This window comes from Nocardiopsis exhalans (genome assembly GCF_024134545.1).
GTDB classification, from domain to species: domain Bacteria; phylum Actinomycetota; class Actinomycetes; order Streptosporangiales; family Streptosporangiaceae; genus Nocardiopsis; species Nocardiopsis exhalans.
In genome coordinates, this window is sequence record NZ_CP099837.1 from 4,149,052 (window position 1) to 4,163,866 (window position 14,815).

Sequence of the window (14,815 nt, forward strand, 5' to 3'; positions counted from 1 at the left end):
GTGGGAAACCCGTGGCGGTGCCCGGCACCGTGGTGACCAGTCGGGGAGGTCACCGGACCGCCCCGAGGAGAGCAGGAAGAGGATTCGGGCATGGGTACCTATGAGGGCAAGCGCGCTGTGGTGGTCGGCGGAACGCACGGTATGGGTCTGGGTGTGGTCGAGGAGCTCCTGGCCGGTGGCGCGAAGGTCCTGCTCACCGGTAACAACGAGAAGAACCTGGAGGAGGTGCGGGGCAGTTTCGGGCCCCGGGTGCAGGCGGTGCGCGCGGACGCCGCGCGGGTCGAGGACGCCGACGTACTGGCCGAGGCGGTGCGCGAGACCCTGGGCGGGATCGACTTCCTGCACGTGAACGTGGGTGTGGCCGCCGCGGAGCCGTTCGCCGCGGTCACCGAGGAGACCTACGAGTGGATGTTCGGGATCAACGCCAAGGGCGCGTACTTCACCGTCCAGCGGCTGGCACCGCTGATCGCCGAGGGCGGGTCGATCGTGTTCACCACGTCGGTCACCAACGCGACCGGGTCGGGTGGGCTGAGCGTGTACACCGGGACCAAGGCGGCGGTGGCGGGCTTCGCCCGGACCTTCGCCGCTGAGCTGATGCCGCGCAAAATCCGGGTGAACAGCGTCGCCCCGGGGTTCGTGCGCACCCGCTCGGGCGGGTTCGCCGGGGCTTCGGCGCAGGAGCGTGCCGCGATCGAGGCCGCCGGTGACCAGGCCACCCCGATGGGCCGCCACGGGACGGTGGCGGAGGTAGCGCGGGCGGTGCTGTTCCTGGGGTTCGATGCCACCTTCACCACCGGCGCCGAGCTGCCCGTGGACGGCGGGCTCGGCCCCGCCCTCCAGCCGTTCGGTTAGTTCGGGTTCGGGCCAGGAGCACGAGAAGGGGAACCACCCCGGAAGAAGTATCCGAGGTGGTTCCCCAGTGCCGCCTGACCGTTCAGGGAACAGTCTTCAGCGTTGTCACCCGTGTGGCCCAGGAGCGGGACTACCGCGCTTCGGCCGGTGCGGCGGTCCAGTACAGCGCCTGGGCCACCTGGCCGAACGACCCCTTCGGATGGTTACGGAAGAGCGGTTCGGTGCCGAAGAGCACCACTGAGGCGCCCGGGGCGGCCACACCGCTGACCACGGAAGCCTGCCCGGCCGCCGCGTCCTGACCGCCCGAGCCGTCGGCGGCGGCCCGCCAGTGCCCGGCCAGCAGCGGGCCCTCGGCGCCGTAGGTCTGCTCGGCCACGACCCCGGGACCGAGGTCGGTGAACCAGCCCGGCGAGTACACGAACCCGTAGCCGCCGGTCCCGGCGAGCTCTCCGGCGCCGTCCTCCACCAGGACCACACCGTTGGCGCCCGAACGACCGGTCTGGTGGCGCACGTCCAACAGCCCGGCCTCCTGGTTGAACCTCGCTCCGGTGGTGCCTCGGGCGACCACTCCGCCCTCTTCGAGGAAGGCGTCCAGACCGGTACGGGCCTCCTCGGTCAGGTTGGAGTAGACCAGGCCGCTCGACACGTACAGCACGTCGGTGCCGGACCAGTCGAAGCCGTCATTGAGCACGGCGGTGGACACCGTCTCGATGTCGAAGCCCAACTCACCGAGGGTGTGCACCTCGTCGGCCGCTCCGGCCACGGCCACGTTCACCGTCTCCGGCACCGGAGGTCCGAATGCGGCATCGGCCCCGGTCCCGGTTTCGGCGGGGTGGAAGACCGCGCCGTGCTGCTCCGCGGCCTCGGCCACGGCGTCGGCGGCCTCTGCGGGGACCCGCACGGTGCCGGATCCGGCCCAGGTGGCCCCGGCCCCGGCTGCGACCAGGTCGTTGAGGGCTCTCACGTCCGCGGCGTCGTCCAGGCGCAGCGTCCAGTCCCCGCCGCCCTCGACCGCACCGGTGGGCGCGGCCTCGGCCACACGGTCGGTGGCCCCGGGCGGGGCGGACTCGGTGGACTCCACGGTGGCACCCCACAGGCGTCCGTGGCTCCACCCGGAGATGTCGTACATCGCCTCGATGTCCTCGGTGATGTCCCGGCCGTCCTCCAGCAGGACGTTGGCCATGCCGCGCTTGGGCTGGTGCATGTCCACCAGGTAGGACCCGGCGGGGTAGGAGGTGCCGTCGAGTTCGAACGCGTTCCGGGACCGCTCCACGCGCACGTCGTTGGCGATGAGGAAGTCCACCAGGCGGGCGGCGGCCGGGGCGGACCGCTGTCCCTGCCCCACCGGGATCACGTAGGCGCGCGGGAAGTCGGTGGTGTAGACGTCCTCGGGGCCGAACCCGGGCACCCAGTCCTCGGGCGGGACGACCTGTTCCTCGCCCGCGGCGCCGCGGCGGAACACCTCGATCTGGTCGCCGAGCAGCTCCTCGCGGTTCTCGCGTGCGAAGTCGAGGGTGGCCTCGATGGTGGCGGCGGAGATGTCGGTGTTGATCGCGGTGCGCCGGTGCAGCTCCGCCTCGGGCAGGTTGTAGTCGGCGTTGTTCACCCGGAGCGGGAACTCGATCGTGGCCGCGGCGACCGCGCCCTGGTAGGGGGCGTACATCGGGGTGAAGATCGGCGGCCAGTCGTCCCAGCCGTCCTCCCAGTCCCGGAAGGGGATCTGCGGCGGCCGCACCCCGTCGTCTTCGGGCGTGTAGCCGAGGTCGAGCACGGCCTGCTCCATGGCGAGGCCGTTGGCGTAGGTGTTCTTGATGAACAGGTCGTACTCGTAGTTCTGACCGTGCGGTGGGGTGGCCGGCTCGATCAGGGTGCCGTTGACGTACCCGTGCTGGTCGATCATGACCAGCGGCTGGGTGTCCAGCATGACCTGCCGGATCGCGGCGGTCTCGGGCTGGGAGACGGTGACGAAGTCGCGGTTGAGGTCGAACCCGGCGCTGTTGGCGCGGGTGCCCGCCACCCGCCCGTCCGGGTTCGCGGTGACGGTGAAGTACAGGCGCGAGGTGCCCAGCAGGTCCAGGGTCTGTTCGTCCTCGGCGGTGGCCAGCTCCTCGATGATCCGCAGGGAGGCGTCGGTGCCCTCCCATTCGTTGCCGTGGATGTTGGCGTTCACGTGGACGGGTGTCTTGTACCGGTCGGGCAGGGTGCGGTCGCGGGCGGCCCGTTCGGGGTTCTCGGCGATGAGCTCGCGCATGCGCTGCTGGTGGCGTGCCTCGGCGCGGGTCTCGGGTTCGGTGAGGGTGACCAGGTACAGGTCGCGGCCCTGGAGGGACTCACCGATGACCTCCACGCTGACCCGGTCGGAGGTCTCCTGGAGTTCGTTGAGCGCGGGTGCGATGCCGTGGTAGGGGATCAGGTCGAGTTTGACCGACGCGTCGTCGGGGTCCTCAGGGGGTTCTGGCAGCTCGGCCTGGCGGGGGTAGGCGGCGCCCGGATCGATCCCGACGGCGTCCAGGGCAGCGGACATCGTGTCGGCGGCCCCCGGTCCGGCGGGCAGCGACCCGGGGCCGGCGGCGATCTCGTTGCGGTCGGCTCCGTTGGCGTCCTCGCGCGGCTCGGCGAGGGCGGGCGCGGGGAAGGCGATCAGCCCGACCGCGACGAAGGCGGCCGCGGAACCGGCCAGGGACAGGGTGCGGGGGTGGGCGCTGGTGGTGACGGGGGACGGGGTTTCAGGGGGTTGTGGCACGAAGAAGGCTCCTCTGTGGTCTTCGACGTTCCTACCGTCCCGAACGGCCCGGAACAATACGCCAAGTCATGAAATGCTTGTTTCGTTGGACGTTCGGGGCCGTGCGGTCGGGTGCCCGCGGAATGTCGGCACCCCGGGATAGGGTGACGGCCACCACAGGTGACCACGATGGAAGGCACGCAATGGCGTCCCAGAACTCCCTGCGCCCTCGGGCCGAGGCCCTGACCGATGACTCCCCCGGCGTCTGGGCAGAGATGCTCCCCCACCTGAGTGAGGCGGCCGGTACGTACTGGCTGTCCGTGCCCCGGGACGGAGGGGCCGTACACACCCGGCCGCTGCTGGCGGTGTGGGTAGGTGGCCAGCCGTACTTCGCCTGTGGGGACGGCACCGGCAAGGCCCGACTGCTGGCCGACTCACCGCGGGTGAGCCTGGCGGTGACCACAGGCAGCCTGGACGTGGTGGTCGAGGGCCGGGTGGCCCGGGTCCAGGACGAGAACCTGGTCGAGGAGGTGGCCGGGGTCTACCCGGCGGTCTACGGCTGGGCGCCGGTCACCGAGGGCGGGCTGATCACCGGACCGGCGGGAGCCCCGACCGCAGGGCCCCCGCCCTACGCGGTGTACGGGATCACCCCCGAGGTCGTCTACGCCTTCCCCGCCGACGACGTGGGCCACGGCCCTACCCGGTGGCGGTTCGACACGCAGGCCTGAGCGTCCCTGGGGTCAGGCCGCGGGCGGACGGAGAGAACCGTGGCCTGGCAGGATGCCTTCACCTGCACCGGAACGGCTTGGCAGCGCTCTGCGCCATACCTCGGTGGCCGGAGGCGGCCCCCACCCTTCGAGCGCGTCCGGCCACAATGGCGTGGACCCGCCAGTCCCCACCACCCTCATGCACCGCGCCTGCCCAGCACCTTGCGGGCCGAAGCCGGGTGAGGGCGGGAAGCCTGGGGTAGGAGGTGTACAGGGCCCCGGCCGAACCAGGTCGGGCCGAAGCGGACCGACGGCCCCCGCAAACCCGCCGCCCGCATCCGCCCCACCCCCAGGAGGCAGCAGTGCGCACCAGTATCACCCTGTCGGTACTCGTCCTCGTCTGGTTGGCCATCGGCGTCGCAGCCGCCGTCCAACGCGGCTACTTCAGTACCTCCGAGGCCTCCTGCTCGAGCTTGGGCAGCACCGTGGTGACCATCTTCGTCGGCCCCCTGAACTACATGGGCGTCAACCCGACCGTGGTGTGCCCGCCCATCCCCGAACCCTCCGAGTAACCCGAGCTCCTTCCTCACCCTGGGCTCGGTGGGCGGGCCCAGGGCCCCAGTAGTCTGCCGACACACGCGACTCAGCACGGTTTCAGAGGGCGCAAGGGGAGATGATGGGCGAGCCGGACGACAGACCGGACCACGACGGTGACGTTCAGGAGAAGCCGGACGCCGACCATCCGGACGGGAGCCCCGGGGCCGGAGGGGCCGCTGCGGAGCCCTCGGACGCCGCCCCCACGGATCTTTCGCTCCAGGACTATGCCTCGGACCTGCGCAAGCGGGTGTTCGAGGTGTACGCGCGGAACCTGTGGCCGCTGTTGCTCGTGGCGGGCCTGCCGGTCGTACCCCTGGTACTGCTCGCCCAGATCTCCGTGGTGCTGCCCGCGCGCGAGGGTGCCTACCTCAACGGCGTGCTGCAGAGCACCGCCGAAACGCTGGGGACGCCCTCTCTGGTCGTGCTCGGAACCGTGTTGGTGCTGGCCGTGCTGGTCGGGCCGATCCCCCTCGGCGGGTCGGTCCTGCTCGGCGGCGGGGCGCTCCTGGGGCGAAGGATCACCGTCCGGGGCGCCTGGCGGGGAGCGCTGCGCCGCTACTTCACCACCCTGACCTGGGCACTGATGCTTTTCGGTCTGGTGGTCGTGGCTCTGGCGGCCTCGCTGTGGCTGGTCCTTCTGGGGTGGCCGCTGCCCCTGATCGGCCTGGTGGTCCTGCCGCCGCTGCTGTACCTGCTCACCCCGTTCTCGGTGATGCTCCCGGCCGCACTGTTGGAGGGGCACGGGCCCTTCCGCGGGTTGGCGGCGGCCTGGCGCATCGGTCGTGAGCGCCGGTGGCCGCACTTCCTGTTCGTCGCCGCCTCCTACAGCGCCACCGTGCTGTTCAACACCGCGCTGCAACGGTCACTGCTGCGCTGGGCCGAGCTGCCCGAGAACGGTCTGCTGACGGTGGCCCTCACCGCGACGTCGGCGACGTTGGTGGCGCCGCTGGCCCTGCTGCTGCTCTGTGCCCCCGTGCTGCTGCTCCGTGCCCCCGTGGTCTGCTCCGGGACGAACTTCGGAGGGCTCCGATCCGCCGACGACCTGGATCTGAGTCGGGTCGACCGGCAGCTGTCCGCGATCTCCTCCAGCACCGGCGCTCCCGCCTCGGATGTCCCTCAGGAGCGCTCCGAGGCGCCCCGGGGCCGCGATCGACGGTGGATCACCGTGTCAGTGTTGCTCGTGGCCCTGTTCGCACCCCCGCTGGTCGGCCCGGCGACGGTCGCCGCCAACCCCTTCGGGCTCGCCGAGATGACCGCGAGCCAGTCGGAGACGGTGGCCGGTAACGGCAGTCTGGTCAGCATCAGCATCACGGACGGAGCGGCACTGATCGGCAGAGCCCATATCGACGGCGTCGAATTCACCAACTGCGACCCCGACTGCACGGTGGAGCTCCAGCACGACACCTGGGACGCCGGAAACGGATTCTCGGTCGAGGGCGGCCGACCGCTGCGGACGCAGTGGGTGAAGTTCGAGCACGGAGTGGAATCCGGCGAAGACCGCCACGCCCCGCACCCGGAGTCCGGGCTCTACCTGTACGCGTGTGATCAGGCCTCGGAGTGCGGGGACGACACCGACCCCGTGCTCCTGCGGCCCTTCGACGGCCACACGGCCGCTCTCGCCTCCGCGGTGGCTCCCATAGCCGGGGGCGGAGTGGTCGTGGCCTCGTACGTCCGCAACGACGACCGCCTGGCCCCCGACGAGGTGGTCGGCGGTGACACCGGGGGCCTGCGTGTGCACGTGTGCGAGGAGACCGGCTGCGCGGACCCGCGCGTACTCGACGTGCCACCGGAACTGGTCGGGGACGGTTTCGACCTCGGCCGGGCCCACCTGGACGTGGCCGGAGCCCCCGAAGGCGGGTTCGGGGTGGCGGCGATGGACCTCGACTTCGGCTCGTTGTCCCTGGTGACCTGTGCCGACGCTGACTGTGCGGAGCCAGAGGTGACCGAGCTGGTCGGCGACCGGTTCCGGCTCAGGAACGAGAGCCCACGAAGGTTGAAGGCGGGCGCTCGGATCGAATACCGATCCGACGGCACGCCGGTGGTCGCCTACCGTGACCCCCTCAGCGGTCAGGCTCGGTTGGTGAGCTGCCACGACGCCGTGTGCTCGGAGTTCACCGACACCGCCGTGACCGGACCCAGCTGGGCCCGGCCGGTTCCGGGGCTGGCGGTCGACTCGCTGGACCGCCCCCACCTGCTGACCACGGACATGGAGGAGAACCGCCTGGTCCTGCTCTCCTGCGTGGACCGGGGGTGCGGGGAAACGGTGAGCAGAGGGCTGGTGGGGTTCGAGGGCGAGCCCGTGTCCACGGCCCTGGCGTTCGACCCCCATGACCGTCCGCACATGGCGTGGGGCGAGCACACCGCGGAGACGGTCTTCGGCGGGCCCTTGGCCGAGCTCCTGTACCTGGGTTGCACGGAACCCTACTGCGGTTCGGAGCCCGTCACCCCGTAGTCGACGGCGAACAGGCGGGGTGCGACACAGTCGCGGTAGACGGTCGCTCTGTCCCAGCCCGTCGAGCGCATTCCGTCGGGGGCACAGGCCTGGTAGACCCCGACGTAGGCCCCGTCTTCGGTGCGGTAGTTGGTCAGGTGGCGGGCGCCCGCACCGAACTCGATGATCAGGGCGTCCTCGATCCCGGGACCGAGCGCCCGGATCGGGGCCAGGTACCGGTCGGAACCGGACAGGTCGAATCCGTCCGAGTTCCAGACCTCTTGGCTCTCAAAGGCCTCCGGCCGCGGATCAGGGGCGTCGTCCTTCACGAGTTCACCGGTGCGCGCCTCCAACACCCAGGCGTCCCCACCGTCCTGGACGTGCAACAGGGCCGGGTCGTCCTCGTCGAACCGGCCCGCCCCGTCCAGGGAGGCCTCCTCAGCCAGACGCCCCTCCGGATGCGTCCAGAGGAGCTCCCCGGTCCCGGTGTCCAGGGCGCCCCGGGTCCCCATCAGGATGTCGCCGTCAGGGCTGGCCACCAGGGTGGGCCTTCCTGCGGGGTACAGGCCCTCGGGGACCGGGATTTCGCCCACCACCCGGCCGTCGGTCAGGTCGATCCGCCGGATCAGGTCGGGTTCGCCGTCATCCTCGTCCCCTCTCTCCAGCGTGAAGGCGGTGTCGCCGACAAGAGCGGTGGGATCGATCCGCCCCGGGAGTTCGGCCGACCACTCCACCTCCCCGCTGGCTGTGTCGATGTAGTGGTGGACCCTGGCATCGCCTTCCTCGGGGACCAGGACATGGGTGTCGTTGGCCGGGAGTTCCCGGTTCCAGCCGGTGTCCGCAGCGAAGTCGAGGGCCTCCCACTCCAGGCCGTCCGCGCCGGGGTCCAGGATGTAGACCAGATCCTCGCGCCCGCGGTTGTGCTGGGCGAGCATGAGCAACCGGTCCCCCACCGGTTGGAGCATCCGCACCTGCTTGGCCTGGTCGGGGTCGACCTCCTCGGTCCACAGCAGATCGAAGGTGTCCAGGTCGACCGCTCTGACCCGCTCGTGTTCGAAGTGGTAGAGGACTCCGTCGTGGGCGAGGGCCCCGGGGTAGGGGTACGCGCCGACAACCGCCTGGTCCTCATCGAGCAGCGCGGCCGCCTCATCGCCATAGGTGTACATCACGTAGTCGCCCTCCAGCGGCAGCGACCAGCGCACCGAGCCCGCCTCACCGCAGTCCCCGGCCTCCGCGCAGGTGACCAGCGCGTCCGGGCTGATCGCGGTGGGTTCCAGGGCCGCCGGGTCACTCTCCTCCGCCCACCCGGAACACGCGGTGAGCCCGAGCACGCAGGCCAACCCGAACACGGGGAGGGTTCGCGAACCGGCGAGAAACGCGGGGGAAGGGGGCGCGGAAGGCATGCGCGCATCGTAGCGACCCGAGCCCTCGGGCCCGTTCCAGGGGCGGGGCCGGTGCGCCCGCCCGGGCATCAGGAAAACGACCAGTCCGGGCCCCGGACGACGCAACCCCCGTTGTGGGAGCCCACCGCAGGGTTTACGTTCGCGTGGCCGCCAGTGATCACTCCGGCCCCGCCCCTACCGGCCCCCACGAAAGGCACTGCCGTGGCTGTACTCGCGTCCCGACTGGGAACGGTCGCCGCCCTCGGCGTCAGCGCCGCGTTGCTCGCGTCGACGGCGTCGGCCTCCCCCGCACCCGACCGACCCCTGGTACCCGTCCCCGTCCCCCAGGTGGAAGGCCCTCTGCCGGGTGGTGTTCCCGGGGACCGCGACGCCGACAGGATCGAGGACACCTATCCCTTCTTCGCCACGACCGAGGACCTCGACGCCCACGGGTACGTGGAGGAGGAGTTCGTCGTCTCCGGTACCGGCCACCAGTACTCCGACGGCGCGGTCGTCTCCGAGCACCCCTACCGGACCCGGGTCCTGGTACGTCGGCCGGCCGACCCGGGCGGTTCCAACGGGGCCGCGCTGGTGGAGTGGCAGAACGTCACCGCGGGCAATGACCTGGACGCGCTGTGGGGTCCCAGCGCCGAGCACATCATGCGTTCGGGCTACACCTGGGTGGGGGTGTCCGCCCAGTACGTGGGCGTGTCCCACCTGACCGGGTGGAGCCCCGCGCGCTACGGCGGTCTGGATGTGACCGACAACGGCACCGTCAGCGACGACCAGCTGTCCTACGACGTCTTCTCCCAGGCCGCGCAGGCCCTGCGCTCCCCGGAGACGGGGATCGCGGGCGGGATCGAGTTCGACGAGGTCCTGGCGATCGGCGCGTCCCAGTCGGCAGGGCGGATGACCGTCTACTACGAGGAGATCCTTCCCCATATCGAGCCGGTCTACGACGGGTACGGCTTCATCGTGGGCGCCGCGCCCGCGGGCGAACGTCCGGAGCCGGTCTTCCAGGTGATGTCGGAGACCGACGTGACGCTGTTCCCGGTCCAGGATGACGGCGACGACGTGCGGGTGTGGGAGGTCGCCGGGACCGCGCACTCCGGTTGGGACGGCCGGGCCGCCCGGCGCGAGGCGGAGATCCGCGACTTCGGCGGGCAGGGCGAGTACGACTGCGCGGAACCGCCGTTCAGCCGCGCTCCCCTGTACCAGGTCCTCAACGCCTCCTACGACCACCTGCGCACCTGGGCTGCCGACGGGACCCCGCCGCCGACCGCGGAACCGATCGAGCGGACCCCGGGCGGCGGGGTGGCGCGTGACGGCGACGGTTTCGCCCTTGGCGGTATTCGTCCGTCCCAGGTGGAGGCGCCCCGGGCCCTGAACACCGGCACGAACCTGCCTGCTTCCCCGGGGAACGAGTTCTGCGTGCTGTTCGGCACCCATGTGCCGTTCAGCGAGGAGCAGCTCGCCGAGCAGTACCGGGGCCACGGTGACTACGTGTCCCAGGTGGTGCGGGCTGAGCGGAAGAACGTGTCCGCGGGTTATGTCACCGCCGCGGACTCCGCGCAGAACCGGCAGGAGGCCGCCCGCCTCCGCGGTTCCGAGTAGGGACCCGCACGAGCCCTCGGCGGAGAGCCTGCTCCCCCACGGTGTCCCTGTCAGCCGAGCGGGTGACAGGGGCACCGGCCGTTCGGTCTGCTCCAGGCAGTCGGTGGCCCACCCGACCATCCATCAGCATCCGCGTGCGTTCATGCGATCGCGAACAGGGACGGAGCGCAGGAGCTGTTCCTGGTCGGTGTCCAGAAGTGACAGCTGATGCCGCTCCCCGGCACTGCTCGGCCCCGGGCGGTCCCGGGTGCGCTGGTCCCCCCACGTTTCCGCCGAGACCGTAGCCATGTACCCACCCCTGCTGAAGGCCATCGGCGAGGCCGTCCGGGACGGCGAGTACCCGCCGGACCTGGGTCCGCTGTCCGTGCAGTCCGCGCTGATGGGAGACCTGGTCGACCACCGGAAGTCGCAGGGCGTGGACACGGTACGGATGCGTGAGGTGTAGGAGCTCATGGCCAAGCGCGTCGCCGACGGCCACGGGGACCAGGGGTTCTCCAGTCTGATCGAGCTCCTGGGCGAACGGGGGTGAGTACCCCGGTACGAGGAGTCAGGCCAGTCGTCAGTAACCTTCCCTGGCACCACACGCCGGATCGGAAGGGACAGCATGACGCCGGACAGCGGACCGGACTCGGAAGACGCCGAGGACACGGGCAACGCGGAGGGGCCGAGAGCCGCTGAGAACCCGCCTGCGGTCGATCCCGGGAACATCGGAACCGAGGCCCCCGCGGATCTGCGGTTGACCATGGGTGTCCTCACCGCGCTGCGGGCCGTGGGGGCCACCTACCTGCGCCGGTTGTGGCCGCTGCTCGTCGTCCTTTCGGTCCCCGCCGTGCCCGTGGTGCTGATGACGGAGCTGGCGTCGGTGTGGCCCGCCCTGCATCCGGTGGTGGTCAACGGCGCGGTGGAACCGCTCAACAGCCCCGGCACCGGCCTGTGGGTCTTCCTGGGAGCGACCCTCGTCGTCGCTCTGGCTCTCACCCCGATCGCCCTGGGCGGAGCGGTCCTGCTGGGCGGCGGCGCCATGTTGGGGCGCCGTGTCACCGTGCGGGACGCCTGGCGGCAGGCGCTGCGCCGTCACCTGAGCACCCTGGGCTGGCTGCTGCTCCTGCTGGTGTGGATCGCCCTCGTCCTCGGCCTGCTGTTCACGTCCCTGTTCGTCGTGGAAGCCCCCGTCGGGCTGACGGTGGTTGTGCTGCTGCCACTCGTCCTCTACACGCTTCCCGTGCTGGTGGTGGCGCTGCCGGTCATCCTCCTGGAGGGGCACCGGCCCCTCCGTGCGCTGGCCGTCTCCTGGCAGATGGGCCGGTTCCGGCGCCTGAAATTCCTGCTGTTCGTGGTCTTGGCCTTCGGTAGCGGCTACCTGGTGCGCCAAGGGCTGGAGTACCTGGGTGCCTTGGCGGCGGTCCAGAGCGTGGACCCGCTTCTGACCATGGCCGCCACCGCGCTGGTCGCCGTCCTGCTGGCCCCGCTGTGGCCGCTGCTGGTGAGCGCGCCGGTGGTCCTGCACGAAGGCTCCACCAGGAACCTCGACCTGGTCGCGGCGGACCGGCAGATTCCCCGGGCTGAGTCCTTCCGCGCAGCCGTTTCCGAAGCCATCCCCGAACCGGCGCCGGGACCCGCTCCGGGCGGGCCCGCCCTGGTGGCGGTTCCGCTGCTGGCCCTGGCGGTCCTGCTGCCGGTGGCCGTCGCCCCGCTGGCTCTGTGGGTCTCCGGCACCACCCAGATCCTCACCAGCCCGGTGGAGGGGATCAGCGATGACGAGGTCACCCCGACCATGGAGGCTGTCGGCGACGATGTACGGATCTCGGCTGCCCAGTGGACCAACCAGCTGATCCTGTGCGACCCCGACTGCGCCACCGTCGAACACGGCAGGCTGGGTCGTGGCGGTGCGCTCGTGGAAACCGACGCCGGTCTCCTCGTGACCAGCTGGCGTGAGTACCGCCACGAGGACCGGGAGGGGGAGGACTCCTACGACCCGCACGATGACTCCGGGCTGTACCTACGCGAATGCGGTTCCCTCACTCTCGAGAAGTGCATCGAGGAGGTCGACGACCCTGCCCAGGTCCGCCCCTTCGGCGGCGACCACTACGAGACCTACTCCGCGATCGCCCCGCTGGGTGAGGGGCTGGTCATCGTCTCCTATGTGCGGTCGGACAACTCCAAGGCCCGGCGGTTCGACCTGGCTGACCAGGGTGGGCTGAGTGTGCAGGTGTGCGCGGACACCGCCTGCACGGACCCGAGCACCGTGGCTGAGCCCGAGGGTGTCAGTGTGGGCGCGTTCCTCAGGAACGGGATGTTCCTGGACGTGGCGGTCTCCCCGGAAGACGGCTTCGCGGTCACGGCCTACGACGGCAACCACGGCGGTCTCAACCTGGTGCACTGCCCGGACGCCGAGTGCGCCCGACCAGAGGTCACCGAGGTAGTCCCGGGCTCGGTCGTGACCGAGTACGAAGGCTACTTGGCTCCCCGTTTCGGTGCCCGGGTCGAGTACCGGCCCGACGGTACCCCGGTGGTGGCCTACCGGGCCGCCCAGGGCGGGGCGGCGCACGTGGTGGACTGCCACGACGCGGCCTGTGCGGAGTTCACCGACCGTGCGGTCACCGGCCCCGGCTGGGCACGCCCTGTGCCGGGGCTCGCGGTGGACTCCCACGGCAACCCGCAGCTGGCGACCTTCGATATGAGTGCCGAGCAGTTGGTTCTGCTCTCCTGCCTGGACGCGGGTTGCGTCGAGACCACCACCATGCCGCTGCGCGGTTTCGAGGACGAGCCCGGGCTGACCGCGCTGACCCTGGACGAGGCGGACCGTCCTCACGTGGTGTGGGGGCAGGGCACTGATGCCAGTTGGAACTCCCGCACCTTCAGGGCCACCACCGAGTACGTGCGCTGCCTGGCGCCCCGCTGCGGTGCGGACGACACAGCCCCGGATGCCGGATCGGAGCACAGGGCGACTGGCCCACCGGTGCCGTAGGCCCGCCCCGGCTCACCAGAGCCCGGCAGGACGCCCCGAAGCGCCCTGCCGGGCCGCCGCCAGGGCTCAAACCCCGTAGTCGACGGCGAACAGGCGGGGTTCGGCACATACCGCCTCGGGGCTGGCCGAGTCCCAGGACGAGGGCCGGACCCCGCCGGGAGCGCAGCCGACGAAGACCCCGACCACCCTCCCGTCCTCGGCGAGATAGGTGGTCAGGCGTCGGATCCCCGCGGCCAGGCCTTCGAGGGGGATCTCTTCCATGCCCGGCCCGTGGAGCTCGGCGGGGATCATGTCGAGCTCCTGTGCCAGGCGGGCCGCCATCTCCTCGACCTCCTCTTCCTCCAGTTCCTCAAGGCTCTCCTCGTCCAGCGAGCGCAGTTCGGACGGGAGCACCGTCCTCGGGTGCGGGCGGCTGACACCGAACGAGCCCAGCAGCGCCTCGGTCTCCTGGGCCGCTTCCACGCCCTCGGCCAGGACCTCGCCGGTACGGGCGTCCAGGGTCCGGTAGTCGTTTCCGGTTTCGATGTGCAGGCGGGTGGTGGAGCCGTCCTCGGTCATGGACACGATCGCCCCGGCCCGCTCCTCACTCCACATCGTGCGTCCGGTGTCGGCGTCCACGGCGGTGATCCGACGGTCCGCGCAGTCGGCCTCCCCCAGCGTGCACCGACCGGTGTTGAACAGCAGTTCCCCGGTGTCGGTCGCCCAGAGCTGGTAGGAGGACCGGCCCACCTCTTCCGGAAGGTCGAACTCGGTGACTTCCTCGCCGCCGACCATCCCGATGACGCTGAGGGGTTCGTCGTCGGTCTCCGGCGCGGGCTGTCGCAGGTACACCGTGTTGTCTTCAGCGAGATTGTGGTTGTCCAACCCCACGCGTCCGGTGTGCTCCCACTCCACCGCCCCGGTGGCGGCGTCGATCAGGAAGACGCGGGCGACGTCCTCCTCGATACCCCAGAAGATCTCGTCCCAGACCACCAGGTGGGTGTCGTTGACCGCCATCCGCCAGCCCAGTGACACGTCCTCGGGCAGGTCCGTCTCCAACGACCGCGCCCCGTCCCCGTCCGGGAGGAACAGATGGATCCGTCCGTTGCCCCTCTCCCCCGGGGCGAGAGTCCGCACGACCAGGGTCTGCCCGACCATCCGCACGCGGTCGACCGGGTGGTCCAACTCCTCCGTCCACAGCTCCGTGCCGCCGACGGTGTCGATCGCCGTCACCAGAGTGTCGCGGTGGTGGTACAGGATCCCGTTGTCGTCGACGACCCCACCGGGGTCGGGCGCCTGGTGGTCCAACCACTGGCCAGCCGGGGCGATCCGCGAAGCCTCTTCCTGGGAGCGGGTCATCTGGTAATCGTCCGTCAGCGGGATCGACCAGCGCACCGAACCCGGCTCGCCGCAGTCTCCGCGATCCTCGCAGGTGACCAGGGTCGCCGGGCTGATCACGGAAGGAGCGGGGCCGCTGTCGTCCTCCTCACCGGCGGAACAGGCCGAGAGCGCGAGCAGGCAGACGAGCCCGAGCACGGAAGGAGTTCGAAAAACGGAGAAAGG

Annotated in this window: 10 protein-coding genes; 7 read left to right on the top strand and 3 right to left on the bottom strand. The window is 70.9% G+C overall.

Annotated features, from left to right (window positions below; genetic code table 11):
• Positions 1–90: 90 nt before the first annotated feature.
• A complete protein-coding gene (locus NE857_RS18320) occupies positions 91–852 on the top strand; it encodes an SDR family oxidoreductase (RefSeq protein ID WP_254416883.1) in 762 nt (253 codons plus the stop codon).
• 130 nt (positions 853–982) lie between these two features.
• Here the strand turns inward: NE857_RS18320 and NE857_RS18325 are convergent, their stop codons facing one another.
• Positions 983–3,595, bottom strand: a complete 2,613-nt coding sequence (locus tag NE857_RS18325) for a M14 family zinc carboxypeptidase (RefSeq protein ID WP_254416884.1) — start codon at positions 3,593–3,595, stop codon at positions 983–985.
• 182 nt (positions 3,596–3,777) lie between these two features.
• On the opposite strand from NE857_RS18325, the gene NE857_RS18330 reads away from it, so the two are divergent.
• The 3 genes from NE857_RS18330 to NE857_RS18340 all read left to right on the top strand — a co-directional run bounded on the left by NE857_RS18330 (position 3,778) and on the right by NE857_RS18340 (position 7,330).
• The gene (locus NE857_RS18330; RefSeq protein ID WP_254416885.1) at positions 3,778–4,302 is read left to right on the top strand and encodes a pyridoxamine 5'-phosphate oxidase family protein; all 525 of its coding nucleotides are present in this window, start codon (positions 3,778–3,780) and stop codon (positions 4,300–4,302) included.
• Positions 4,303–4,643: 341 nt separating this feature from the next.
• Positions 4,644–4,853, top strand: coding sequence for a hypothetical protein (locus tag NE857_RS18335; RefSeq protein WP_254416886.1), 210 nt, complete (start codon positions 4,644–4,646; stop codon positions 4,851–4,853).
• Between the two features lie 101 nt (positions 4,854–4,954).
• Positions 4,955–7,330, top strand: a complete 2,376-nt coding sequence (locus NE857_RS18340) for a hypothetical protein (RefSeq protein ID WP_254416887.1) — start codon at positions 4,955–4,957, stop codon at positions 7,328–7,330.
• Here NE857_RS18340 and NE857_RS18345 read toward each other — a convergent pair.
• A complete protein-coding gene (locus NE857_RS18345) occupies positions 7,300–8,712 on the bottom strand; it encodes a YncE family protein (protein ID WP_254416888.1) in 1,413 nt (470 codons plus the stop codon). The genes NE857_RS18340 and NE857_RS18345 overlap by 31 nt on opposite strands.
• A gap of 201 nt (positions 8,713–8,913) precedes the next feature.
• Here NE857_RS18345 and NE857_RS18350 point away from each other — a divergent pair, with 201 nt between their 5' ends.
• The 3 genes from NE857_RS18350 (at position 8,914) to NE857_RS18360 (ending at position 13,273) form a co-directional block, all read left to right on the top strand.
• Positions 8,914–10,305 carry an alpha/beta hydrolase domain-containing protein gene (locus NE857_RS18350; protein ID WP_254416889.1) on the top strand — a complete coding sequence of 464 codons (1,392 nt, stop codon included), beginning with the start codon at positions 8,914–8,916 and terminating at the stop codon, positions 10,303–10,305.
• Positions 10,306–10,552: 247 nt separating this feature from the next.
• The gene (locus NE857_RS18355; RefSeq protein ID WP_344013660.1) at positions 10,553–10,750 is read left to right on the top strand and encodes an imine reductase family protein; all 198 of its coding nucleotides are present in this window, start codon (positions 10,553–10,555) and stop codon (positions 10,748–10,750) included.
• Positions 10,751–10,909: 159 nt separating this feature from the next.
• Positions 10,910–13,273 carry a hypothetical protein gene (locus NE857_RS18360; protein ID WP_254416891.1) on the top strand — a complete coding sequence of 788 codons (2,364 nt, stop codon included), beginning with the start codon at positions 10,910–10,912 and terminating at the stop codon, positions 13,271–13,273.
• A gap of 66 nt (positions 13,274–13,339) precedes the next feature.
• On the opposite strand, the gene NE857_RS18365 is transcribed toward NE857_RS18360, so the two are convergent.
• Positions 13,340–14,788: an outer membrane protein assembly factor BamB family protein gene (locus tag NE857_RS18365; protein WP_254416892.1), complete on the bottom strand. Its 1,449-nt coding sequence runs from the start codon at positions 14,786–14,788 to the stop codon at positions 13,340–13,342.
• Positions 14,789–14,815: the final 27 nt, after the last annotated feature.